This window comes from Bradyrhizobium sp. STM 3557, assembly GCF_045571465.1.
Lineage (GTDB): Bacteria > Pseudomonadota > Alphaproteobacteria > Rhizobiales > Xanthobacteraceae > Bradyrhizobium.
In genome coordinates, this window is sequence record NZ_CP120697.1 from 7102619 (window position 1) to 7127759 (window position 25141).

The following is a 25141-nucleotide window of genomic DNA, read 5'->3' on the forward strand; positions in this document are numbered from 1 at the left end:
GTAAGCGCTCAGAGGTTCGGATTTGAGGCACCGCCTCGGAGCAGATCGCGATATCCATGCTCCGTCATCCACTTTGCGCGGGTCAGGTGGCTGTCGAACGCACGTCTAGCGCGGTCGTGCTCCAGTTCGGGATCGATGTGGAGGACGATTTGCGCCACCTCGCGCCAGTCGGCCCCCTCCGCGTCTGCATCAAGCATGCGCAAATATGTAACGATATGCTCTTCGTCGTAGACCGTGAGCACAGGATCCGTTGGCGCAAGGTCGGCAACGTCTGGATCTGCAGGTGGTTCTTTCATGAGCGCGTCATAGAGCGAATGATTCTAATTCCCCGTCGATCTGGAGGACTTACTTTAGCCTCATTTGGATCAGCGTCGCCAGCACGATTTCCGTAGCCCTTTTCTACACTGATAAGTGCGGGCCACCACGGCGTAATAAGTGCAATAACATGTTCTACGACGAATAGGAACGATCGTTCCTGGAACGATCATTCCGTCTCAGGTTCGCATGCCACCATGGATCTCAAGGAGATCATGGCAGTGAACCTGCGTCGTAAGCGCCATGATCTAGCAATGACGCAAGAGGAGCTGGCTGAACGCGCTGGCCTAAGCGCTCGTTACGTCGGCGCGATCGAGCGTGGCGATGTGTCGGCAAGCGTCACGGTACTCGGGCAAATTGCGGAAGCATTGGGAGTCGAGCCTGGAGACCTGCTCCGCCGCGCTGGGCGGGCGACCAAGTCGTAGGCGCTGGTCAGCGCGCTTCGTTCTTCAACCGGCACGGCCGTTCGCTGTTTGAAGCAGCAAAGAGGCCCCGCCCGCTTTCCCGGGCGGGGCTTTGCGAAGGCGCTCTTACTCGCCGTTCTTGCGCGGCCGCGACCACAGCAGGGTGAAGCCTTCGCCACCCTCGTCGTCGAACAGGTTCGCGTAGATCGGGGCGTTGAAGGAGGGGTCGTCGAGCTTGAGCGAGAGATAGTCGCGGCCTTCCTCGGAGCGCTTCGACCAGGCGGCGCCGATCTCGGCTCGCCCCACGAAGACGCGGTGGCTCGGAGCCTTGTCGTTGGAGGCACTGTTCTCGGCGACGATGCGAACGCCCTTGGCCTGCAAGCTGAGGGTGATGATTTCGCCCTGGTAATCGTTTCCGACCTTCTTGAACGAACCGATGGTAGCCATGTCTCTTCTCCTGTTTGTGTTTCGAGCCCGCGACCACCGCGGCCTCGATGGCGATCTTTGAGGCCGAGGACGATCGGCGACGCACCCGAAGGGCCGAAGCGCAGCGGAGGACGTTGTCGCAGCGACTTTCTTGGCTCGCGCGAGGAATGGGCGAAGCCCAGGGGAAGAAAGTCGATGCGACAGCGTTGCGGCTCAGACGATCGAGGCGCAGCCGCTCTTCGGCCAGATCCAGCCATCACGGAGGCCCGGTGCGTCGCGTGCTGAAACACAGCCTTGGGAGAAGAGTTGGCTGATCTCGGTTCTGCCGCACAAGGGGTCGAAACGGCTCAGCGTAGAGAAAGAAACAGAATGCGGGAAATAACGGCATCGGCGCCGAGAGACACCTCCAAAGAAAGGCCTTCCACGTCTGAGACGGAGCGGGAGCAATCGCCAGCTGGTCGAAGCGCTCTGGAAAGACCCAATGTTCTTTCGCTCAAGCTCGACGATCCCTCCTTCAACGCGCTTATCTACGTTGACCTGTTCGATGATGAGGGAGAGATATCATCCCTCGCGCGTGGCGGCCGTAAGAACTGTGCGAGGGCCGTCGCTGACCGCCCTACCCGGCTCGAGCGGGCCGGGCTCTGGAAAGACAGTCAAACGCGTTCAGGCTGTGCCGCCGATAAAGGCCGCGCCGAGGCAAGCAAAGACCCTCGCCATAGGTGAAGGCACTCCGATTTGCGCCATGGCAAGAACGACATGATAGCAGCAAGCGTGGCCGGCAAGGCGAACCCGGCCGCAATGAGGGCACGCAACATCAGGAGACCGGGTAATGGCGAAAGCGATTTGAGCGATTGCCAGCGTCATGCCGCCGATGGAGACGGCAACAAGTGGCGTGGCGAGCAAACCGGCGCCACTGTGGAATGCCAGATGCCGGCATTGATCGCTACGAAGAACGGCAAATCGTACACGGCCAGCGTGAAGATCAGCCACCAGAACAAGCAAATTCCAGCGATGTTAAGGAGAAAGCGAAAGGCCAGCATGGTGGTGACTCCATGTGCATTGATGTCATGGGCCCGCCTTCCACCACCACCGCGGCGCAGATCTGGATACGAGAGCGAAACGAGGCGGAGTTGCGGCCGCTGCAACTCGACCTTGTTGGCGGTGTAGACGCTGGCAGATCGGCGCTCACGCGCCGCCGAATTTCCAAACAGGGATACCGAGCCGCTTCGCCTTGTCGGCGAGGTTGTCCTGGATTCCCGTGCCCGGGAAATGCATGACGCCAATCGGCAGCAGTTCGAGCATGGCGTCATTGCGCTTGAAAGGTGCTGCCTTGGTGTGCTTGGTCCAGTCCGGCTTGAAGGCGACCTGTGGTACCTTCCGGGTGGTCGCCCATTTGGAGGCGATCAGTTCGGCACCCTTTGGCGAGCCGCCATGGATAAGGACCATGTCGGGATGCTTGGCGTAAACCTTGTCGAGGCGATCCCAGATCAGGCGGTGATCGTTGAAGTCGAGACCACCGGTGAGTGCGATCTTTGGCCCAGATGGGAACATGACCTCAGTCTCGGCCCGGCGCTTGGCTGCGATGAAGTCCCGGGAGTCGATCATGGCTGCGGTGAGCGTGCGATGGTTGACAAGTGATCCCGATCGAGGACGCCAGGCGGAGCCGGTGTGGAGCTCAAAGCGCTCGATGGCCTGGTCGCGGAAGAATTCCAGGCAGTTGCGGCGTTCAATCAGTGTGATGCCTTCTGCCGTCAAGCGCTCCAGTTCGACTGATCGCACTTCCGAGCCGTCTTGCTCGCGCTGGCTCTTGCGTTGCGCCTGTTCGTTATCGTCGAGCTGACGATTAGTTCGGTCTGCGGCGCGGTGAAAGAGGTTGACTGTCGACCAGAGCAGGTCCGGAAGGTCCGGTTCGAGCCGGGTGTCGTTGAGTGTGGCGACCAGGGCATCGAAGATGTCGGCAACGGCGCCGGCGATCGTCGTGCCTTCGGGCAGCGGTCTCGGATCGGGCTGGTCGTCGAATGGACGATAGCCAAAGAGCTGTAATTCGTTGAGGACGAGGTCGGTGGCAGATGAAGCGTGCGGCGGTTCGATGTCGTCACGATCGGTCATGGAGAGGCGTCCTTTTGCCGGATCGGCCGCGCCCATCGCGGCCTTCGTGGCGATCACTCAGACGGCGGGCGGAACGGGCTTGCACCCGGAGCAACGCGGAGGGCCGCAGCGCCAGCGGAGGATGGCTAAAAGGGCGGCTATTTTGCTTCGCGATGCAAAGGCCCTCACCACCCCACGCGACTTGTCGCGTGGGGTGGTGAGGGCCGGCGGAAAATAGCCGGTCCTCAGCCATTGCCGGCCCGAGCCGGCTGCCGTCCGATCGCCCTCTAGAAGGCCGTGGTCGCGGCTCTCCGGCATTGGGCCGCCGCGACCGAGCGTCGACGCCAGGAGGTGCCGCTCACGCCTATCCGACGGCATCGGTCGGCGGCAGAAAGCGCGCGATGTCCTCCGGTACGAGTTGGACCCTGATCGATGCTCGAAGGGCGTCGATTCCGAAGGTGTGCAGATCCTCGTTGAAGTCGCCCAACCGGGGCGACAACACGACCGCTTCAATGCCGGCCGCTTTTGCACGCTGGATCAGGACTGTTTGCACCATATCGCCGGCGGCGTCGGCATCGCGAGCGATATAGAGCCGAAGCAGGTTCGAGGGCAGCGCCATGGCTGCGAGGTGATTGGCCGACAGTGCAGCGGCCATCGGCAAGGTCGGAAGGACGCAACGTAGCGACAGCATGGTCTCGATGCCTTCGCCAGCTGCGAGCACGTCATCCGCCATGCCGAAACGAACCGCATTGCCGAGAAGATCACCCATCGCGCGGCGCGGCGTATCGATCGGCGCCTTACCGAGCCGATGAGGTTCGAATCCCTCAGGGTCGAGCCAGGTGCGGTGCACCCCGGTGATTGTCCCCTTGAGATCCGTCACGGAGGCGATCATCGCCGGCCAGATCTCGGGCGCATCCTGGTTGGGCGGATGATAATAGCAACGCGGCTGGTACCGCAGACTGCCGCCGTGATGCACATCATCAACGCCGCGACGGCGCAGATATAGCTGCACGAGAGTACTCTCGATCGGATGCGATATCGCAAAGAGCCGCCTTGCCGCCTCTCGCGATCCACGCTGCACCGCTGGGAGAGCGACTGTGGGCGCGACCTCCCGGTTCGGACGCGGCAGTTTCAGAAATCGTCTCGCTTCCTCGGCAACGTCGCGGAAAGTGCGGAAACCGCAGCGCTCCCGAATGATATCCAGCAAGTCGCCGTGTTCTCCTGTCGCCGCGTCAGTCCATTTGCCTGCTGCGCCCTTTGGCGATTCATACAGCCGCACAAACAGAGAGCGGCCCGGCGTGTTCTGGACATCGCCGACCAGCCAGTACCGCCCCTCGCGCTTGCCATTCGAGAGATAGTGTCGGCACACCGCCTCGGCCTCACGCGCAAGGCGGCGTGCTAATTCAGACGCATCGCGGGACATTATGCGGCCTCCCGCTCGGTGATGCGCGCGACCGGATAGTGATCGAGCACTTTCGACAGGATCTCGATGCCGCTTTCATCTGTTGGCACGAACATGCGCAGCTTCCACGAGATGATCTCGGTGAAGAGCCCATGGGTGCGAAGCCGATCGCGCATCGTGTCGGTGAATCCCGAGAGCTCGATGCGGTGTGCGCCCATGACCCGAACGCGGCGCAGCTGCAGGCCCTCGGCGAGCTCGAGGACGGTTCGGCCCTCAATCAGAGCAGCAAACGCTGCGTCCGACGCCAGCTTGGGCGCGTCGCCCTCGAGGACGCTCGCGACCCAGCTGGCCGACACCTTGCGACCGATGATCCTTTCGCCGGCATCGGTCTGAAGGCGGTAGACCCGTGTGGATTCGTTCGGCAGCTGTTTCCAGATCGGCAGCAGCAATCCCGCTGCGATATGGATCGTGCTTTCCGAGAATTCGGGGATGTCTGCGAGCTCCGCCCGCCAGGCCGCGGAAAAGCGTTGGCGGTCGGCTTCGACCCAATGGCTTTCCGCCATCGTCTTCAAAGGAACGCTGTGCTGCTCCATCGGGCGGATCAGGCGAGTGCGAAGCTCGATCTCGCCGTCGTCCAACATGAAGCTCGGCGCCGCTAGCTGCACCGCGGACCGACCCGACCGTTCATTGATCAGCAGGACGGCACGACGATCGGAAAGGCGTCCGAGAGCTTCATCCAGGGTGACAGGACGATTGCGCTCGCGCTGGATAATCGTGAGAAGCTTGGTCTCAGCACCCGTCGTTGGATGAACGTAAATCGTGCGGCGGTCGGCAACCACAAAGCTTTCGGCGCGGAGCGTTTCCAGCCCCACGTCGTAGGTGCCAGAAGCGATGGCGCCGTCGATGCGAGCGGCAAGCAACTGCTCGAAGGCCGTGAAGAGAATGTTCTGCAGCTCGATGGTGAGGGCGAGCAGCCTGTTGAGGAACGTCGTGATCGGCGGAAGCTCGTCCTTCAGCCCATTGGAATCCACGAGCTTCAGTCCGGTGGCGCCTTCAAAGGCCTCGAGCGAGCAGCCCTCGACCTTGCCCCGCCCCAGCAGCGTGTAGAGCTGGCGCAACGCATCACGGCCATATTGGCTTTCGAGGTTATCCTCGGGCCGGAATAGTCCCTGCCCTCCGGTCTGGCGCTGACCGCGGGTGATGGCGCCGAGCGTATCAAGCCGGCGCGCGATCGTGGAGAGGAAGCGCTTTTCGGCCTTCACATCAGTTGCGATCGGCCGAAACAGCGGCGGCTGCGCCTGGTTGGTGCGGTTGGTACGGCCGAGCCCCTGGATGGCGGCATCGGCCTTCCAGCCAGGCTCGAGCAGATAGTGAACCCGCAAGCGGCGATTCCGTGCCGACAATTCGGCATGGTAGCTCCTGCCGGTGCCGCCGGCGTCGGAGAACACGAGGATCCGCTTGGCGTCATCCATGAATGCCGCGGTCTCCGCGAGGTTCGCCGACGCGGCACGGCTCTCGACGACTAGGCGACTGCCCCTGCGGATGACACGGCGGGAGCGGCCGGTGACTTCGGCGACCATGTCCGTCCCAAACTGCTGGACGATTTGATCGAGTGCGCCGGGCACCGGTGACAGCGATGCAAGCTTTTCGATGAGGCGGTCGCGGCGCGCGACGGCTTCACGGTTTTCGACAGGCTGGCCATCACGATAGACCGGGCGGGAACAGAGGTTACCCTCCGAGTCGGTGAAGGGTTCGTAGAGCTGGACCGGAAAGGAATGGGCAAGATAGTCGAGTACATATTCGCGTGGCGTGATATCTACCTGAACGTCGCCCCATTCCTCGGTCGGGATCTCGGCGAGTCGGCGCTCCATCAGCGCTTCCCCGGTCGAAACGATCTGAATGACGGCGGCATGCCCAGCATCGAGATCGCGTTCGATCGAGCGGATCAAGGATGGCGTCTTCATTGAGGTCAGCAGGTGACCGAAGAAGCGCTGCTTGGCGCTCTCGAAGGCAGAACGTGCTGCCGACTTCGCCTGGGCGTTCAGGGTGCCAGTTGCGCCGGTGATGTTGGCGGCCCGCATAGCGGCGTCGAGGTTGTTATGGATGATGCCGAAAGCATCTGCATAGGCGTCGTAGATGCGGATCTGCTCGGGCGTGAGTTGGTGCTCGACGAGCTCGTATTCGACGCCCTCATAGGACAGAGACCGTGCGGCGTAGAGACCGAGTGCCTTGAGGTCCCGGGCCAGCACCTCCATTGCTGCGACACCGCCCGCCTCAATCGCCTCGACGAATTCAGCTGGTGTTGCGAATGGAAAGTCATCACCACCCCAGAGTCCCAGCCGTTGCGCATAGGCGAGATTCTGCACCGTGGTGGCATCGGTCGCCGAGACGTACACCACGCGGGCATTTGGCAGGGCATGCTGGAGCCGTAGGCCCGCGCGCCCCTGCTGCGAGGCCGCCTGGTCGCCCCGCTCGCCCTTGCCGCCCACTGCGTTTTGCATGGCGTGGCTCTCGTCGAAGACGATCACTCCGTCGAAGTCGGAGCCCAACCATTCGATGATCTGCCGGACGCGCGAAAGCTTTTCTCCGCGCTCGTGGGTGCGCAGCGTAGCGTAGGTCGTAAATAGGACGCCTTCCCCGAGCCGGATCGGCGTGCCCTGCCGGAAGCGGGAAAGCGGCGTGACCAGCAGGCGCTCCATGCCGAGCGCCGACCAGTCGCGCTGCGCATCCTCGATCAGCTTGTCGGATTTGCTGATCCAGACCGCACGGCGACGCCCCTTGAGCCAGTTGTCGAGCAGAATGCCAGCAACCTGCCGGCCCTTGCCAGCTCCGGTCCCATCCCCCAGAAACCAGCCGCGACGAAACCGAACTGCATTTTCCGTATCGTCACGCGCTGCCGCCACGACGTCAAACGTCGCATCGGTCGTCCAGGAACCACTAAGAAACTCCGAGTGCGCCTCGCCAGCGTAGATGATGCTCTCGAGTTGCGCATCCGACAGGACGCCATCAGCTATGACATTGGCTGGCAGGTGCGGTCGGTAGGACGGTTTCGGCGGGGCGACAGATGCCATCGCCGCCGACTGCACAAGCTTGGTCGGATGTGCCTGCGCGCCGGGAATGCGGATCGACTGCAGCGCATAGGTCTCATAAAGCGCATCGCCGATATTGCTGCAGTCGCTCGGCATCCAGTCCACCCGCTCGTAGGCGACTTCGGTCGCCCTGAGGTCGACTGCCGAACGGGCCTCTGGCTGACGCTGGCCGGCGTAGTTGCGGACAGTTCGAGAAGCGCTGGCAATTGCCGGCACCATGGATGTTACTTTGCCGACAAGGGGGCGGCGTGCCGGCACGCGCTCAATGACCCAGGCGAGCAAAGTCGGCAGATCAGGTGCCATACCTGGAGACGGCGGGAATGACGCCATGTCGCCGGCCGGCACTTTATCGATAACGGTCAGCCGCGTGTCGATGGTGGTGCCGTGCTTGGTATAGACACCGCCGTTGATCGCCGCCGAGAATACGACCTGGCCCTGTGCCTGCAGACGTGTGAAGGACTCGGTCCACACTGGGTTGTCTGGCGTTAAGTTTGCGCCGGTGATGGCGACCAGCCGCCCACCATCAGAAAGACGCGCAAGCGCCGAGGCGACGTGCCGGAGCGCGGCATCGGCCATTCTTCGATCGACGTGGACCGCGGCCGAGAATGGCGGGTTCATCAACACGACGCTCGGCACAATGCCGGCATCCAGGTGGTCGTTGATGTGGGCGCCGTCAAATTGCGTTGCGGAGACGGCAGGAAAGAGCTGCTTAAGAATGCCAGCACGGGTGTCCGCAAACTCGTTGAGGACGAGGGATGCGCCGGCCAGTTCAGCTGGGATGGCAAGAAGGCCCGTGCCAGCCGATGGCTCCAGCACGATGTCCGCCGGAGTGACCGCGGCAGCGACACTGGCGACGAATGCCAGCCCGATCGGGGTCGAGAACTGCTGGAGCGATTCGCTTTCCTCGGACCTGCGCGTATGGGTGGGAAGGAGGTTTGTGATCCTCGCCAGCATCGGCAGCATGGCGGTGGGCGACGTCGCCTTCGCGCGCATCGCGACGCCATACCGTCGCAAGAACAGGACGGTTGCGGCCTCGCAGGCGTCGTAGGCGGTCTTCCAATTCCAGGCGCCGGTTGCATCGGAGGCGCCAAACGCTGCCTGCATGGCAGAGCGTAGAGCGATAGCGTCGATGCGGCGGCTGCGCTCGAGGTCGTTGCAGAGCCGTCGTGCAACCCTGACAACCGTGGAAGCGACGGCTGCGGTGGCACGCATGGAGGCCGGCGCGGCGCTGGCGCCGCCGAGGAGAGATTCGGTCATGGGAGGATTTCTTTCGGAGAGCAGGAATGGGCTGAACCGCCCGGCGCTCTCTCAAGACCGCGGCGACTCAAACCCTTCCCGGCCCCGCTCTTCCTCTCGTTTCCTCACCAACAAACGGGGACCGACGCTGCACGCCGGTCCCCATCCGCTGCCATGAATGCGGGACGACCGGAGCCGTCCCGCGAAACGATGCTATTCGGCGGCATCACGTTGTGGCCGATCTTCGTCGGCTGCGACTTCCCGCTCCTCATCGTCGGAGAGGAATTCAGGCAACGGTCGCGCTTCACCGTCTTGCTCGGCCGGCTCTGATGCGACGTCGACCAGGCGCAGCGGCTCCGGCAGCCAGCCGGAGCCGTCGAGAAGACGAGCGGCCTCCTTGGCCATATCGCCCTTCTTCAGATGGTCGATGAGTTGAGCCGACGACTCGCCTTTTGCTTCCCGAACCGCGTCAAGAATGCGCGGCTTGGTGACACGGCCGAGATAGTTGTCGACCGTGGCCTTCCAACCGGCCCGGGCCATGTCGAGCCCGACGGCGCGCGCCAGCACATCGGCCTGGTCGATACGCGAGCGGACTCCGTGGGCGGAGACCCGTCCCGTGTTGTAGCGGTTCGCGGGTTCATAGAGGGCGTTGACGGCAAGCGACGCACAGTGGGCGAACAGGGACGCCTGAGCCGTGTCGTCGAGGGCGGTGAGCGCATCCCAGAGGTCTTTCTCGTCCTTGGGCAACCGCGCTTTCCAGGACTGATGCCGCGCTTCGACGGCTTTCGCTGACGCGCTTTCCCTCAAGCCCGGAGCAGAAGTGGGAAACGTCGGTGTACGAAGTCCGATCTCAAGACAGCTGCCGGAGCTAGCGAACCGGTAAAAGGCCGCCAGCACGAAGTTGTGCAGCACGGCCTGGAATGCGATCGCGGGGCTTTCCGCCAGCGCGTCGCGCAATGCCAGCGTACGGTGCGCCGTCAGTTCAGTGAGGAGGCGGTCCGGCAACGGCCGTGTGATGTCCTCGTCATCTTCCTCGGCATCAGCGACAGTCCCTGCAACCGAGATGGCCGTCCGCTGCACGGCAGGACCACTGGCAACCTGGTCATCCTTCGACGGCAGATCGTTGGCCTGTCCGACTTCCGCATCGGCCAGGGGTGCTTCGTCTTCGGGCCGGACATAACCGTGGTCCACCGAAAGCCTTCCTTCGGAATCAATGCTGACGAAGACGCCGGCGCGGGCGATATCTATAGGATCATAGATGATCGACCGCTGCTCGAACGCCATCAGGGCTGCTTCGATTTGGCCAAGGCGCTGATCGACGTCGTCGGGCAGTTCGTCGACGTCCTGGTAGTCGAGCTCCAACTTGGCCTGCTCGGCATTGAGCGCATCGATGGTTGCTTGCTCCTCGACGGTGAGATCCGCAGGTTTACCATCGAGCTCACGCAGCCCTGCGGCGTGACCGTACGGGAAGTCCACCGCCACCGAAATCCATTTCCAGCCTTCCCTGGCGATCGTCTCGGCCTCCACCGTCAGTTTCTCGGTGACGAGACGATCAAGCAAGGCAACATCCTGAAGCCAACCGCCGTCATCATGTTGAAAAAGGTCGCGCTCGACCGCACCGCCTGCCCGCTCGTAGGCGTCAACGCCAACGAAGCGGGCACGCCGATCCGAGGCTCGGACGGCATGTTCCGTGAGCGCGCGGCGGATCTGGTATGGTTCGTCGTAGCCCGAGCGGCTCACGTTTTCCCAAACCTGCTCCTGCCTGGCATGGTCGGCGGTGACCGAAAAGGCGATGAGCTGCTCGAGGGTCATGCCGTCTTCCGCATAGACCTCGTGCAGCCTCTGTGAGACCGATGCCAGCCGCAGTCGTTGCTTGACTATCGCCGGTGTCACAAAGTGCCGCGCGGCGATATCCTCCTCGCTGAGGCCAGCATCGCTCAGAGTCTTGAACGCTCGGAACTGGTCCAGCGGATGCAGGCCGACCCGTTCATCATTCTCGGCGAGCGAATCATCCTCTGCGATACCGCCCTCTCGCACGACGCAAGGAACAGCTTGTGTCTTGGACATGCGCTTCTGCTTCACCAGAAGCTCGAGGGCGCGATAGCGCCGGCCGCCGGCCGGCACCTCGAACATGCCGGTCTCGTTGCCTTCGCCGTCGACAACGGCCCGAACGTTCAGGCTTTGCAGCAAGGTGCGCTGCGCGATGCTTTCAGCGAGCTGCTCGATCGAGACGCCTGCCTTCACCCGCCGCACGTTGGACTGGCTCAGCACCAGCTTGTTGAAAGGAATGTCGCGCGAGGGGGACAGCGTGATCTTCTGGACTTTCGTCATCTGCACTCTCCATGATGGGCCGCCAGGAGACTCTCTCTCTTGGCTTCCAACCCGTCGCGAAAAGCGTCCCCTCCTCTCACTCTCGCGGATCAGCGGAGCTTAGACGTCATGCCGCTTCGTCATCGCCCACCAGGGCCTCCACGGCTGCGGCTGGAGCAGTGTCAGGTATGAAGCCGAGCAGATAATCCGCCGCCTTGCTTGCCTGCGACGCCGCACGCACGATGGCACGATTGTCTTCGCGCAGGACTTCGAGCCAGGAGCCAATGTAGTCGGAGTGGCGAACGGTCGGCACGATCCCGAGAGATGCGCAGCCAAACGCGGCGGTAAGCTCAGCTACCAACTCCTCGAAGGCATATTTCTTGGTGCCGAAGGAGCCGCTCTGGTCGCGGTTAAGGCGTGAACGATGCCCGGTCGCATGCCCCAGTTCATGCAGCGCGGTGCGATGCCAGTTGATCGGCTCGAAATAGGCTTGCGGTGGCGGCACCTGCACATAATCTTCTGCCGGTACATAGAACGCGCGATCACCGCCGATGCGGAAATCGATGCCGGTTGCCTTGATGAGGGCTTCAACCCTGGGTTCGATCAGGTCTGGCGGCGGCGGAGGCGCCGCGGTTGCGATCTCATCGGGTAGCTCGTCGCATTGGTCGCAGTTGAAGACGGTAAAGCATTTGAGGAATGGAATCGCCTGCGCTTCCTCGCCAGTCTCCGCGGCACGCCGCTTCTCGTCGCTCGGCACGAAACGGTCGGCGTAGACCACCGTCGTGCCGCGTTCCCCCTTGCGCACGTGGCCTCCAAGCGAGAGCGCCTGACGAAAGGTAAGCCAGCTTTGTCCGGAAAAGCCGTGCTCGATCGTGCTTCCCCAGAGCAGCAGAACGTTGATGCCGCTGTACGAACGACCCGTCGAAGCATTTTTCGGCATCGACAGCCGGGCCTTTGCCGCAGCGGTGCCCCAAGGCTGAACCCAGGGCACGCGGCCAGCCTCGAGTTCGGCGATGATCTTGTCGGTGATTTCGTCATAGAGGTTCGCCCGGCTCTCTCCGGTGCGCGCGTGAACAGCATGTTTGGACATCGCGGATCTTCCGCGACGGGCACCGCGAGCCTTTCTCGCGGCAACAAACCCGTCACGGCAAACCAGTCCGGCGCTCTCACTCTACATACATAGGTGGCGATGCCCAGGCAGCGTGGCGGCGACGGAGGTCAAGGCCGGCGGTGCTTCTCTGCATCAGCCGGGGCAAGTAAGCGGCAACGATCGTTACCCGAAGGGCGGAGACGCTTCGCGCCTCCGGCCGCAAGCGAACGCTTGCGGGTAGAGCGTCGCCGACCGGAACGGAGGGGCCAGTTGGTCGCTCTTACAATCCCAGCTCTCTGAGGATCTGATCCCGGTGCGCGATGTGTTGGGCCTGTGTGATACGAAATGTCTCCAAGAGGGAGCGCGCCAACGTTGAATCGTCCCCGCGAACATCGAACTCTGCAACACGGAGCTCTTGATGAGAAATATGTTGGATGCCCAATGCAATGTGCCGTTCGGCTTCCGCCAAATGCCTAAGCTGCATGCTGCGATCCATGCTCCCTCTCTTGCCTCTAGGCGGGAGCGCGATCGGTCTCTCAGCCACCGGCGCCTGAAGTGGAACCGCCCGGTGATGGAAAGATGATATCATCAATCGGGCAGCGTTCCCAGAGAGACGACGCCAGGACGGCCGTCAGCGAAGCCGAGCCCCCGCCCCCGAAAGACGGAGAGGCCCGTGAGAGCCGTTGCCCTAGAGCTCTGCGAGTTCTGAACACAGCCCGCATGCGTTCAAGCTTCAGGGATGCGCGTTGGCATCATCCGAACAAGCGGCCGGCTTTCCGTTCGCACGGATGCAGGCGCGATAGAGCCATGGCTCGACGTAGCTGCCCTTCCAGATTCCGTCACCTGCGCGCGCGGCATCACGCTGAGCTTGGCCATATCTGCCCTTCGAGTATTGTGGCCAGTCCAACGCCAAGCCCTTGCGCACAAGCCATTCACCGAGATCAGTGCCACCAACCGAACAGGTCGCAACCGTGCGGCCATATTGATCGAGGCTGACGGGCAAGCAGTTGACCGGCTGCCGGGCAATGAACGCATCAAGGTCGTTTGCCGCCTGCGCGCCACAACGATATTGCAGACTGCGCTCACTGCGGCAGAGCTGGCTACTTTCCGGCGCGTCAATACCCCAGAGCCGGATACGGATTCCATGAATTTCCAGGGTGTCGCCATCAATGACGCTGGCTTGACCAACAAAATCGTCGGCGAGCGCGCTGCGCGAGAGCAGAAGCAGAGCCAATACCAGTGTTCGGCGCATGATCATTGCCTCGGTGACCTGCGGTTATCGCACATTGCGCGGATTGAATTGCGGCCAGTTCTCGAGCGGCTTTAGTGACGGCAGGTTTTCGGGCCGCTCGGGGTAGTGAAACTCCGTACCTCGCAGCCAGCGTCCTTCGAACCGTTCCCAGAACAGGATCGCATCCAACTGCCAGGTAAACTCGTAAACCCTCCAGACGCCGTCAGTTTGAATGATTTCGCCGGTCGCGTTGAACGGCAGGCTGTTCAATCGACAGAGCGCGTAGATCTCATCCCAGTGCTCACGGATGTAACGGTCTTCCAGCGCAACATGGTATGGCCGGTCGGCGCGCCAGCGCGGTCCGCCACCGCGCGGATAGAAGCCCTGGCGCGGCATCATGAATTCGGGAATGCGGGCGATCGCCTTGCCGATGCGGCGGGCCTCATCCGAGGATAGCTTGCTGACCCCGAAACTGTAGCGCTGCTCATCATCATGGCAATAGAGCCAGGCCAAGGTCACGCCATTGGCGTCCTTGACCACGTAGCACTCGGAATTCTCCCGGACCAAGGTCCAGGGCGGCTTAAAACGGCGGCTTGACTCCATAAGAACAAAATAAGAACATGGGACATCCACGGTCAACCTGGAACAGGGCCATGTCCTCGGTCTCACAGCCGAACGAACAGGATGCTGGGCTGGAGACGGCCGTCGATCAGGCAATCGCCGTTTGCGACGGCGATCCGCTCGCGGCAGTTCGTGCGCTGATCGTCGCGAACAACCTTTTGGAAGCCGAGATAGCCGATTTGAAGAAGGCCGTATCGCATGCCTACATGCGCGGGCGCTTTCGGAGCTACACTGGATGACCCTCGAAAGCGAACGCTGAAATGTGCAATCTATATTCGATCACGACCAACCAGGCTGCGATCGCTGGCCTGTTCAGACGCATGAACCGCTACGTCGGCAACCTGCCACCCATGCCCGGTGTTTTTCCGGATTATCCGGCACCCGTGGTCCGCAATTCTGGTGATGCTCAAGAGATGCTCCTGATGCGCTGGGGCATGCCGCCCCCGCCGAAGACGGGCGGCCCGCCCGTGACGAATATTCGCAACACGTCCTCTCCCCACTGGCGCGGTTGGCTGAAGCCGGAGAGCCGCTGCCTGGTGCCGGCGAACAGCTTCGCTGAGTACGCACCCGAGACGAACCCGGAGACCAAGAAAAAGGATGTCGTGTGGTTCGCGCTTAACGAGGCGCGGCCGCTGTTCTGCTTCGCCGGCATCTGGACCGAGTTCAACGGCGACCGCGGCACGAAATCGAAGCCGATAGCCGGGCCGCACCTCGTCTACGGCTTTCTCACGACCGCGCCGAACGCTATCGTCGCGCCGATCCATCCGAAGGCGATGCCGGTGATCCTGACCACAGAAGAGGAGCGAGACGTCTGGATGCGCGCTCCTTGGGATGAGGCGAAGACGCTGCAGCGGCCTCTGGCCGACGACGCGCTGAAGATCGTCATGCGCGGCGCAGACAAGGAAGACAAGATCGCAGCGTAGGCAGCTTTTGCACAGGACGGCGGAACACGTGGAAAACCGCTCGCTCCCGCAATTTGGAATCCCTGCCCTGTGTTAGCAGCCGGGAACGACTTGAGGGCCGCAAGGATTCGCCCCTCGTCCAGGAGCGATCTCGATGCTGATGACCAAGGAGAAGCGGACGCCGATCCGTACGCTGCGCGGATGGGCGACAGTGATGCTGCAGGAGGCAGGCGCGATTCGCGAGTGTGAGTACCACGGGTGGATGCAGGATCGCGCGGATCCTCACGCTCGAGAACGAGCGTTCGAGTTTGGCTGCCAGAATCCACTGCCTGGCCTTTCGCCCGAGGCGGCCGCCGTCGCGATCAACGAGGTCTTGGACTCAATAGGCGACACCTGCCCCGAATGCCGGCCGGAGGTATAGGCAACGGCGAACCGGCGCCAGCGAGGACAGCCTAGCGCCCGCGAGCTTCTCGACAGGCCGCCCTGCAGCAGCGGATTCGGAGTATCATTGGTGCATGAGATCGCCGGATCAGGATCACAGCACCGCCGGAACACGGCGACGCAAGATCATCCACATCGACATGGACGCTTTCTACACATCGGTCGAGCAGCGGGAAAATCCAGACCTGCGTGGCAAGCCAGTCGCCGTGGGCGGGTCCAAGGAGCGCGGCGTCGTCGCGGCTGCGAGCTATGAGGCGCGCAAGTTCGGGGTTAAGTCGGCGATGCCATCGATAACCGCCAAGCGCCAATGCCTGGAGCTGATCTTCATGAAGCCGCGGTTTGAGGTCTACAAGGAGATCTCGCGACACATACGGACGATCTTTGCCGAGCATACGGAAATCATCGAGCCATTGTCGCTTGATGAGGCCTACCTGGACGTCACCGCAAACATCCAAGGCATCACGGTCGCAACAGAGATCGCCACATTGATCAGAGCGAAAATCCTGAGCGAGACAGATCTGACCGCATCTGCAGGCATTTCCTACAACAAGTTCCTGGCAACGCTTGCCTCGGACCAACGCAAGCCGAACGGTCAATTCGTGATCACGCCGAAGATGGGGCCGAGCTTTGTTCAGGACCTTGCTGTCGGAAAATTCCATGGGATCGGCCCGGCGACGAGCGCGAAGATGAACGCCCTCGGCATCTTCACTGGCATAGATATGCGCAACCAGACGCTCGAGTTCATGACCGCCAATTTCGGGAAAGCTGGCGCGTACTACTACTGGATCTCGCGCGGCATCGACGAGCGGCCTGTCCGCGCCAACCGGGTCCGAAAGTCCGTCGGCGCCGAGACCACGTTCGCGCAGAATCTTGCCGACTATGAAGCGCTGGCCGCAGAGCTACAGCCGCTGATCGAGAAGGTCTGGCAGCACTGCGAGACCACGGGGGTACGAGGGCGGACGGCGACGCTCAAGGTGAAGTTTTCCGATTTCGAGTTGATCACCCGCAGCAGGTCCGCGGGTCTCATCGACAGCGCAAACGATCTCTGCAGCCTGGCTCTCGAGCTCCTGAAGCAGCTGATGCCGCCAAAGAAGACGATACGCCTAATCGGAATCTCTGTTTCAGGCTTTGCTGATTCCGAACCGGAGGATCAATTGCCGCTGATCTTCGATGGCCATGACGGGCGGGAATGACCGCTTCTCGCGCGGAATCGTTCCTCCCCAACCATTGAAGAATTGCTGCCGTCAGTGTTTGTGGAGGGCTTCGGATGCTTCCTTAGCTTTCCTTAGCTTTGCATGGTGACCGAGATGCATTCACCCATCGGCGAACGCGTCGCCGAAGCGAAGCGGAGGCGGAAAGGATGGCACCCGCTTTCGGGGCAGTAATAGCGACCCCGGAACGGCGGGACCCGACAGCGAGTGCAGTTGCGAGGCCGGTTAACAAGGCACCCGTGCGACGGGCAGTGATTGCGATCGCCGCAAAGCGGCGAGCCCTCCGCGAGTGCCTCCGGCGAGCAACACGACAATGAGCGCGAGGATCGGCCGGCAGGCCGAGACCCCTTAGGGCTCGGTTCACGAGAGCCGGTCCGAGCTTGCCGTACGCGCCCCTTCGGTCCTAAGCAGACCGACGCTGCGGCTTGGCCGCGGGTTTCTTCGCACCCGGCGCCTTCGCCTGCTTCTTGCCCTCGATCGGCATCAGCGTCTCCTTCTGACCAGCCGCTACCTTACGCGGCTTCTTGGCCGACTTGCCGGGAGACTTGGCTTCAGTTTCAGCGGCGCGTCCGCCGACGCTACGCCGGAGCGCCTCCATCAGATCGACGACGTTCTCGCCCTTCGGCCTTTCCTTCGGCCTGATCGGGTTGCCGGCGCGCTTCTGGTTGATGAGATCGACCAGCGCCGTCTCGTAGTGATCCTCAAACTTTTCGGGCTCAAACCTGCCCGACTTTTGGTTCACGATGTGCTTGGCGAGGTCGAGCATGTCCTTGGTGACTTTGACGTCCCGGATTTCACCGAAATATTCGCTTTCGGAGCGCACCTCATATGGATAGCGCAGCAGCGTGCCGACGAGCCCCTTGTCGAGCGGCTCAAGTGCGATGATGTGCTCGCGATTGGTCAGCACGACCCGGCCGATCGCGACCTTGTTCATGTCGCGGATGGTTTCGCGGATGACCGCGAAGGCGTCATGACCAACCTTGCCGTCGGGACGCAGATAATAGGGGCGGATCAGGTAGCGCGCATCGATTTCGGATTTCTCGACGAACTCGTCGATCTCGATGGTCCTTGTCGACTCGAGCGCGAGCTCCTCGAGCTCTTCTTTCGACACTTCAATGAACGTCTCCTTGTCGAGCGCGTATCCCTTGACGATGTCTTCGTTCGGCACCTCCTCGCCGGTATCCGCATCCACCTTTACATATTTGATGCGATGGCCGGTCTGCTTGTTGAGCTGGTTGAACGAGATCTTCTCGCTCTCCGAGGTTGCCGGATAGAGCGCAACCGGACAGGTAACGAGCGACAGCCGCAGAAAGCCTTTCCAGTTGGCGCGGAGGGCCATGTACGCAGTACTCCGAAAACAGGGCGGTCTGATTCAAAGACGAATGGACCATCATGGTTCCGACACCGCCGACCTCTTCATAAGGCCATATTTTTTGGCCAGGCCGGACTCGACATTTGTTCTCCTTATGTTCTAATGGGCCATGACCGATCGCCCCGCCAGTTGACGCATGCCGACTTCAAAACAGATGGAGAAGATGGCCGCTGCTCTCGATAGGAAGGCCCCGCCGACACCTGCCTTGGCTCCGGACAACGACCTGCCGACAGAATACTGGCAAGCGGTGTTGGAGAATGCGAGCGCCGACATCCGGTCATCCGGATCCTCTATCGCCGCGCTGCGGCTGAGCGAAATCTCCAAGCATCTTTTGAGGGTAGGCTGCCGGCGCTGCAGCCGAATCGTCGAGATTCAGAAGGTCGACGCTATCCGGCTCTACGGCCAGCGCGCCGTCTGGAAGGATGTCGGGCGACGCTTGTTGGATGATACGTGCACTCATCGGACGGGACGTCATGAGGAAGACGGCTGCTGGCCATTCTACGATGCGTCCTGAACGTCATCGACAGAACGCACCGAAGCACTACGCTGCGCTCCAATCTGCAAGGCTGAAAGGCGTGAGCCAAGGAGCGCAATGTACAAAGCGGCTCTTCCAATACGGCCTAGTTACCAATTCAAATTGCATCTAGCCGTGATCCTCTGGGGAGGGCCGGCTCGTGGGATTGCCGCGGTCTTGAAAACGCTTGCGGCTTCGAATGACATGGGGGCCCGTAACGACATCGCCGATCATATGCTCAATATCCGGACCTCTGTAATTGAGGGCCATCTCGCCTTTCAAACGCGGCGTATAAGAGCGGCGCGCGCAAACGAGTGCGGCCTTCAAATCCTGACACTGCCGCAGCTCGCCGCCAGGCTCGCGGGCGGATTTACCGCACCACTTGCGACGGAGGCGCTCGAACTTGCCGTTCAACGCGCGCTCGCCCAGGGCGGTTTGCTCGAACTCGATGCGGTGAGACACCTGCCGGGCATGAATCGCGCGGTTTCACGGACGCTGCGCAAGGTCTGGGATGCGGATATCGATCTGCAGTCGAAAGCACGATCGGGCCACGCCCGCCTCGCAGACTTGGCGCTGATCGAGGAACGCATCCGCCGATCCTTGCCGAACGCGACATTGACGCCGCACGATCTACGAAGTGTAGCCCTCGGGCGGATTCACCATGCGAAGCGCGTGATCGGGCCACTGACCATCGAGGGGCTTTCCTGGATCGCGCCCATTTGGCGATCTTTGATAGAGGCGCTTTCGAAGGAGATACCTGTCGAATGGCATGCACCCGCGCATGCCGAGACCGACTGGTTCGCGGGACCAGTAGTCCGGCCGGAACAGACCCGTGCCGAACGCGAAGCCTCCGCCGTCTCCTGCGCCGACCCGCATCACGAGGTGGTCGAGAGCCTCCGCTGGGCACGACACCTGATCGTGTCTGGCGCCGCAAAACCCTACGAGATCGCGATCGCCTCGGCCGGTACGACGCCTTGGGACGACCACTTCTGCGCATTGGCCGCTGATGCTGGATTGAGATTGCATTTCACACACGGAATTCCTGCGCTGTCGACGCGCGACGGCCAACGGTGCGCAGCGTTGGCCGATGTCCTCCTGCATGGCGTGAACCAACAACGCGTGCGTCGCCTGGTTCCCCTGTGTGGTGGCCAGCACGATCTTCTCGACGCGCTTCCTCAGCAGTGGATGGCTTCGATCCCGCGGGGCGCGACCTTGGCGCGCATGGAGGATTGGCGGCGCGCGATTTCCGCCATGGTGCTAAAGGACCCTTCGTTGGGCGGTGCGCAGGCGATCCTGCCACTCGTCGAGCTGCTCACGAAGGGAATTTCCGCCGCGAGGGAGGCCGGCCACAACTTTCTGCGCGGACGCGCAATGCAGCTTTGGGAATCGGCGTTGCGGACCGCGCCGCCTGAGGCAATTGAGCTCTCCTTGCAGAATGCACGGTTTGAGTCCGAAAACGACGCCGCCGATTCGATCGTCTGGTGTTCGGCACGAGATTTGGCGGCTGCGCCGCGCACCCACGTCCGTCTGCTGGGACTCACGAACCGGAATTGGCCTCGGCACTCCGGCAACGATTCCATCCTACCCGATCACGTCCTGCCGGCTGATGAGCTCGACATCGATCCTGTCGCCAAGGCCGACCGCAGACATTTCCGGGTCATCCTCGAAGCGGCGTCCGGCGAGATCGTGCTGTCGCGCAGTCGCCGAAGCGCGCAAGGTAGCCGAGTGGGACGAAGCCCCCTCCTACAGGACCGCCCCGAAAGCTCGCTGTCGAGGGCGCGCATCCCCGAGCACGCCTGGAACGAGGCGGACCGGCTCATGGCGCGCCCGGAGGACGCAGCCAAAATCGATCGAATCGCATCGGCAGATCGGTGTTGGCGCAATTGGCACCTCGGTTCACTCACGCGAAACGACGGCCAATTCGACGCAGATCATCCGATCATCCTGAGGGCGATCGAACGCGTGCAGTCCCCGACATCCTTGCAGAGATTGCTGCGGGATCCACTCGGCTTTGTCTGGCGCTATGGGCTTGGTTGGATGGCGCCCCAGGATCGGGAGCAGCCGCTCACGATGGCACCTGCCGAATTCGGCAAGCTGGTGCATGAGCTGCTGCGGCGCGCGGTCGACTTGCTTGAACCTCAGCCTGGCTATGCGCGCGCGTCGGATGGAGAGATCGAGGACGCGCTGAAGGAGGCCGTCCAAGTTGTCCGCGAGAGCTGGCCGCTGGAGGGGCACGTGCCTCCTACTCTGTTGTGGAACAACACGCTCGATTTCGCGGCTTCCCTGGCGTTGGTCGGACTGTTGAGAAAGGAGATTACGGAAACTGGAACGCGCAGTTGGACCGAGGTTCCGTTTGGTCAATCCGAGGACTTCGCAATCGAGCGGGAATTGCCTTGGGACCCGAGGATTCCCGTTACTGTGCCGGGCACGCCCGTAAAGCTGCGCGGCACCATCGATCGCTTGGACCTGCGAATGGACCATTCCGCGGCCCGCGTAACGGATTATAAGACAAGCGAAGCTCCCAGGAATGCCAGCCGCATCGTGATCAACGGCGGGGCCGAGCTTCAGCGCGCGCTGTACGGCCTCGCCTGCCGACAGTTGCTGCAGGAAGAAACGCAGATCGTCGCCAGGCTTCTTTATCTGCGGGGCGAGCCTCTGGCTTTGAGGCTTCACGATCTCAATGCAGCAATCGAACAGATCGCAGCCTTCATCAACGTCGCTGTCGCAATGCTCCGACGTGGCGCGGCGGTGCCGGGTCGGCAGTCGTTCGACAAATCAAACGAACTTCGCTTGGCGCTTCCGGCATCGCCCGGTTACGAGAGGCGTAAGCTCATAGCCTACAACAAGGCGAGCGAAAGTATCGCCCGCTTCTGGAGCGCACCATGACGGCCATGGTCGACGACGCCGAACGTCTGCGGGCTTTGACCGACCTGGACTCCTGTCTGTTGGTTGAGGCAGCCGCGGGCACCGGCAAGACGTCCCTTCTCGCGGGCCGCGTGGTGATGCTGCTCGCGGCTGGCGTAGATCCTAAATCGATCGCAGCCATCACCTTTACGGAGCTTGCGGCCGGCGAACTGCGTCAGCGCATCGCGTGGTACCTCGACTGCATTCTCTCGGGCAACGTTCCTTACGAACTCAAGCTCAGTCTGGCGAACGGACCTACGGCAGATCAAAGAACAGCCTTGCGCGCCGCATCCGATCGGCTCGATGAATTGAATTGCGGAACGATTCATGGATTTTGCCACGATCTGCTGCGCGCCTACTCGGTCGAAGCCGCAATTGACCCAGGTGCGGAGGTGCTTGACGCTGATCAGGCGGACTTTGCCTTCGACGCGATCTTTGACCGATGGTGGCGGAATCGGCTCGACAAACCGGTTTCCTCACCGGGCGATTGCGTCGCCTCGATCGCGCGCAGAGATCCGACCGGCGCCGAAGAGCTCCTGCGCAGCTTCGCTAGATTCCGGCGCCGCTATCGATCGGCGCAGCCGTTGCCGTCCGATCTCGATTCTAGAGCTGACCTGGAATTCACTGAGAGCGTTCGGGAGTTCCGCCGCTGGTGCAACCACGTCGACGTGCCGCCTGAGGCAGACCCGGATATCGTAGCACTCGAGACACTGGCTTTGCATTTTCAAGGACGGTTCGATCCCCTGCCCGACTTCGAAGGTCTCTGGGACTTGGCGCACCCGGCTTGGCTTCCAATTATGCGCAAGGATGCATTCGACCTGCGCGAATACAGACGGCGTTCCCTATGGCGAAAAGCGGCCGGGCGAGAAGCCGGTGACCGTCTGGCCGACCAGGCAGAGGAGCACTACGCAAGATGTCGCAACGCATACGGCGCGCTGATGGGCAGGATCGCCACATCTCTGATCGGTACACTCTCCGCAGAACTTGGAGAGGTGTTGTCGGAATATGAGGCCTTCAAGAAGCGGGCGGCCGTTCTAGACTTCGACGATCTATTGTTCACGTGCCGCGACGTGCTTCGCAACTATCCGGTCGTACGAATTACTGCCGGCGGGCGGTTCTCGCGAATACTGGTGGACGAGTTTCAGGACACCGACCCGATCCAAGCGGAGATTATGTTCCTCCTCTGCGGCACCGAGGGCAATGCGCAGGCGTGGCACCTGAGATCGCTGAGGCCCGGACACTTATTTCTCGTCGGAGATCCGAAGCAGGCGATCTATCGATTCCGGGGAGCCGATCTCGCAACGTATCTGACTGTACGGAGAGCCATCGAGGAGCAGTTTCCGAACAATATTCTCCGGCTCACCGCCAATTTCCGGTCACGCGGTCAAATTCTCGAGCACGTAAACCTTTGCTTCGAAGAACGCCTGTCTTCGCAGGAAGCCGGCTATGTCGCCCTGCGCAGCACACGCCCCCCTGCAAAAGACGGCCCTCCGTGCGTCGCCAAGATCTCCGTGCAACTCCCTCCAGAGACGCGGGTCGACAGCTCCCGCGATGAGGAAGCCCGTGCCATCGCCGAGGTCTGCGCACGTTTGATCGGAAACGTCGAAGTAAAGCTCAACGATGGCGAAACCAGGCGTCTCAGTCCAGGCTACATCGCGCTGCTTGCTCCTGTTTCGACCGATCTGTGGCGATATGAGAGAGCGCTCGAAGAAGCCGGCCTGCCCTTCGCCTCGCAGGCAGGCAAGAATCTCTTCCGGAGGCAGGAGGCTCAGGACCTGGTGGCGTTGATCCGCGCGCTGGCGGACCCCCGGGATACGTTGGCGCTCGGAGCCTTGTTGCGCGGTCCCCTGGTTGGGCTTACCGAACAAGAGTTGTTGGACATAACCGCACACCTTGCGACGCCGGACGAAAAGGATCGGATCATCGGCCTCTCCTTGCGAACCGATCCGGCCAGCATTGAGCACCCCATTGCGCGCGAGCTGCTGACAATCTTGCGGGATCTTCGTCGTCGAGTTCACGGCACCACACCCGCTCTGATCCTAGCCGAAGCAATTGAACGGCTGCGCATTCGCGCCATCGTGGCGACTCGCAGCGCCGATCAGGCCGTCAGATCGCTCGCGAACATCGACGGTTTGGTCGAGCGCGCCCGCAGTTATCGCGTCCGCGGCTTCGTTCAATTCGCCAGGGACATCGACGATGAATGGTCGAGTAGTTCAGGATCCCCTGAGGGCATGGTCGAGGCCGACGGTCAGTCGATAGAAATCGTCACGGTTCACAGCTCAAAAGGGCTCGAGTGGCCGGTCGTCATTCCGATCAATCGCGCGTCGATGCCGCGCCGCGCCGAAACGTTCGTCTATCGGCGAAGGGACGAGACCTTGCACTGGGCTCTGGGGCAGGTGGTCCCTCCGGGCCTCGGCGACGCCCTGCTGGCCGAAGAAGCCGAGAAGCGAAATGAGAATCTGCGCCTTCTCTACGTCGCGTGCACGCGAGCGATGGAGTTGCTGATCATACCGGACTTCACCTGGAGCAATGATGCCTCCTGGGCCAAGCTCCTGGATTTCAGGCTGGACACCGTGCCGGAGCTGGATATCTCGCGCTTACCGCGCGCCAGCATCGTCTCGCCCACCGCGACCGAAAATCTCCAGAACGCCGAAACATTCGCGGAGGAGCAATCGCGGCTCGAGGCTTCGCCGCGCATTCGCTGGATCACTCCAAGCGACGGCGATCCAGATGTGATCACCGGATTGATACAGTCGGAAATAAGCGATGAAGGGCCTCTTCGCCCGCTTCCTCTTGTCGAGGGCGGGCGAATCCGCGGCATCCTCTTGCACAAGCTGATGGAAGAGCTGGTGACCGGCGAATTGGATGAAGACGCGGAGACGGTAATCGCGAGGGCCGCGCTACTGCGCGATCAACTGCGCTCGGAGTCATCATTCGGCCCCGGGCCCGATCCGACGGAGCTTGCGACCACCGCGCTACGCACTCTCCAGCTTCCCGATATCAAGCCATATCGTGCGCGCCTCCTGGCGGAATTGCCGATCTATGGCATTGCTCCGGCGAGTTCGGATCAATTGATCGCCGGTCGGGTGGATGCGGTAGCGGATGACGAAGACGGCGCCAAGATCGCTTTCGATTGGAAGAGTGACATCGCACCTGAAGATTCAGACCGGACAGCCCATCGGCAGCAGCTTGGTCAATATCTGCAGGTGATCGGAGCTCGACGTGGCGCCATCGTCTACATGACTTCCGGTCGCGTGGAATGGATATCCCGGTGATTTACTGCGCCGTCCACTGAGAGTGGCTGGGCGCAATTGGTCTTTCCCTGGCTAGCACGTTGGCGCGACATTCACTCTCATCGCTGCACTGAGGGCAACGAGGAAGGTCCCCGTTCATCACGCCTTTCAAATGAGCTGGAGCGCCATACGCGGATGCGCTGCCGCTTCCAAGATCCGCTCATTGGCCGGAGTGTCGAGATGCGGTCGCGGGCGCGGCGGAATCGCTCGCCGCCCTTCAAACCCGGCTTCCTCACGGCCCGCTCAGCCCGTGAGCGGCCGTCTCTGGATGGGGCGTCGCTTAAGGTGGCAA

19 protein-coding genes and 1 pseudogene are annotated in these 25141 nt (G+C 61.9%); 9 read left to right on the forward strand and 11 right to left on the reverse strand.

Going from position 1 to position 25141, the window contains the following annotated elements; all coding sequences use genetic code 11:
* Positions 1–8 precede the first annotated feature (8 nt).
* Positions 9–296 (reverse strand): DNA -binding domain-containing protein, encoded by a 288-nt coding sequence (locus P6U24_RS32905; protein ID WP_407156563.1) that lies wholly within the window; start codon positions 294–296, stop codon positions 9–11.
* Between the two features lie 216 nt (positions 297–512).
* Between P6U24_RS32905 and P6U24_RS32910 the strand changes: the two genes are divergently transcribed.
* Positions 513–740, forward strand: coding sequence for a helix-turn-helix domain-containing protein (locus P6U24_RS32910; protein ID WP_407156564.1), 228 nt, complete (start codon positions 513–515; stop codon positions 738–740).
* Between the two features lie 105 nt (positions 741–845).
* Here the strand turns inward: P6U24_RS32910 and P6U24_RS32915 are convergent, their stop codons facing one another.
* Positions 846–1166 (reverse strand): DUF736 domain-containing protein, encoded by a 321-nt coding sequence (locus P6U24_RS32915; protein ID WP_407156565.1) that lies wholly within the window; start codon positions 1164–1166, stop codon positions 846–848.
* Positions 1167–1594: 428 nt separating this feature from the next.
* Here P6U24_RS32915 and P6U24_RS32920 point away from each other — a divergent pair.
* Positions 1595–1700, forward strand: a pseudogene (locus P6U24_RS32920) (DUF736 family protein); the annotation flags it as partial.
* A 305-nt stretch (positions 1701–2005) separates the two neighbouring features.
* On the opposite strand, the gene P6U24_RS32925 reads toward P6U24_RS32920, so the two are convergent.
* The 8 genes from P6U24_RS32925 to P6U24_RS32960 form a co-directional block, all read right to left on the reverse strand.
* On the reverse strand, positions 2006–2185 hold the full coding sequence (locus P6U24_RS32925; protein WP_407156566.1) for a hypothetical protein: 180 nt from the start codon (positions 2183–2185) through the stop codon (positions 2006–2008).
* A gap of 145 nt (positions 2186–2330) precedes the next feature.
* Positions 2331–3254 (reverse strand): DUF2493 domain-containing protein, encoded by a 924-nt coding sequence (locus P6U24_RS32930; RefSeq protein ID WP_407160672.1) that lies wholly within the window; start codon positions 3252–3254, stop codon positions 2331–2333.
* A gap of 343 nt (positions 3255–3597) precedes the next feature.
* Positions 3598–4656, reverse strand: coding sequence for a toprim domain-containing protein (locus P6U24_RS32935; protein ID WP_407156567.1), 1059 nt, complete (start codon positions 4654–4656; stop codon positions 3598–3600).
* On the reverse strand, positions 4656–8981 hold the full coding sequence (locus tag P6U24_RS32940; protein WP_407156568.1) for a strawberry notch-like NTP hydrolase domain-containing protein: 4326 nt from the start codon (positions 8979–8981) through the stop codon (positions 4656–4658). The genes P6U24_RS32935 and P6U24_RS32940 overlap by 1 nt, the downstream gene beginning before the upstream one ends.
* 192 nt (positions 8982–9173) lie before the next feature.
* Positions 9174–11291, reverse strand: coding sequence for a ParB/RepB/Spo0J family partition protein (locus tag P6U24_RS32945; RefSeq protein WP_407156569.1), 2118 nt, complete (start codon positions 11289–11291; stop codon positions 9174–9176).
* Between the two features lie 106 nt (positions 11292–11397).
* Positions 11398–12360: an ArdC family protein gene (locus P6U24_RS32950; protein ID WP_407156570.1), complete on the reverse strand. Its 963-nt coding sequence runs from the start codon at positions 12358–12360 to the stop codon at positions 11398–11400.
* 733 nt (positions 12361–13093) lie between these two features.
* Entirely contained in the window at positions 13094–13612 is a 519-nt protein-coding gene (locus P6U24_RS32955) for a thermonuclease family protein (protein WP_407156571.1), read from the reverse strand.
* A gap of 24 nt (positions 13613–13636) precedes the next feature.
* Entirely contained in the window at positions 13637–14131 is a 495-nt protein-coding gene (locus P6U24_RS32960; RefSeq protein WP_407156572.1) for a hypothetical protein, read from the reverse strand.
* A 113-nt stretch (positions 14132–14244) separates the two neighbouring features.
* On the opposite strand from P6U24_RS32960, the gene P6U24_RS32965 reads away from it, so the two are divergent.
* From P6U24_RS32965 to dinB, 4 genes are all read left to right on the forward strand, one after another.
* Entirely contained in the window at positions 14245–14451 is a 207-nt protein-coding gene (locus tag P6U24_RS32965; protein ID WP_407156573.1) for a hypothetical protein, read from the forward strand.
* Between the two features lie 21 nt (positions 14452–14472).
* Positions 14473–15135, forward strand: a complete 663-nt coding sequence (locus P6U24_RS32970) for an SOS response-associated peptidase (protein ID WP_407156574.1) — start codon at positions 14473–14475, stop codon at positions 15133–15135.
* Between the two features lie 133 nt (positions 15136–15268).
* The gene (locus P6U24_RS32975) at positions 15269–15535 is read left to right on the forward strand and encodes a hypothetical protein (RefSeq protein ID WP_407156575.1); all 267 of its coding nucleotides are present in this window, start codon (positions 15269–15271) and stop codon (positions 15533–15535) included.
* Between the two features lie 94 nt (positions 15536–15629).
* Positions 15630–16748 (forward strand): DNA polymerase IV, encoded by a 1119-nt coding sequence (gene dinB, locus P6U24_RS32980; RefSeq protein WP_407156576.1) that lies wholly within the window; start codon positions 15630–15632, stop codon positions 16746–16748.
* Positions 16749–17169: 421 nt separating this feature from the next.
* On the opposite strand, the gene P6U24_RS32985 is transcribed toward dinB, so the two are convergent.
* Entirely contained in the window at positions 17170–18105 is a 936-nt protein-coding gene (locus tag P6U24_RS32985) for a Ku protein (protein WP_407156577.1), read from the reverse strand.
* 169 nt (positions 18106–18274) lie between these two features.
* On the opposite strand from P6U24_RS32985, the gene P6U24_RS32990 reads away from it, so the two are divergent.
* The 3 genes from P6U24_RS32990 (at position 18275) to P6U24_RS33000 (ending at position 24831) form a co-directional block, all read left to right on the forward strand.
* Entirely contained in the window at positions 18275–18652 is a 378-nt protein-coding gene (locus P6U24_RS32990) for a hypothetical protein (protein ID WP_407156578.1), read from the forward strand.
* Between the two features lie 177 nt (positions 18653–18829).
* Positions 18830–21538, forward strand: coding sequence for a PD-(D/E)XK nuclease family protein (locus P6U24_RS32995; protein ID WP_407156579.1), 2709 nt, complete (start codon positions 18830–18832; stop codon positions 21536–21538).
* A complete protein-coding gene (locus tag P6U24_RS33000; protein ID WP_407156580.1) occupies positions 21535–24831 on the forward strand; it encodes a UvrD-helicase domain-containing protein in 3297 nt (1098 codons plus the stop codon). Before P6U24_RS32995 ends, P6U24_RS33000 begins: the two co-directional genes overlap by 4 nt.
* The last annotated feature ends 310 nt before the right edge of the window (positions 24832–25141 follow it).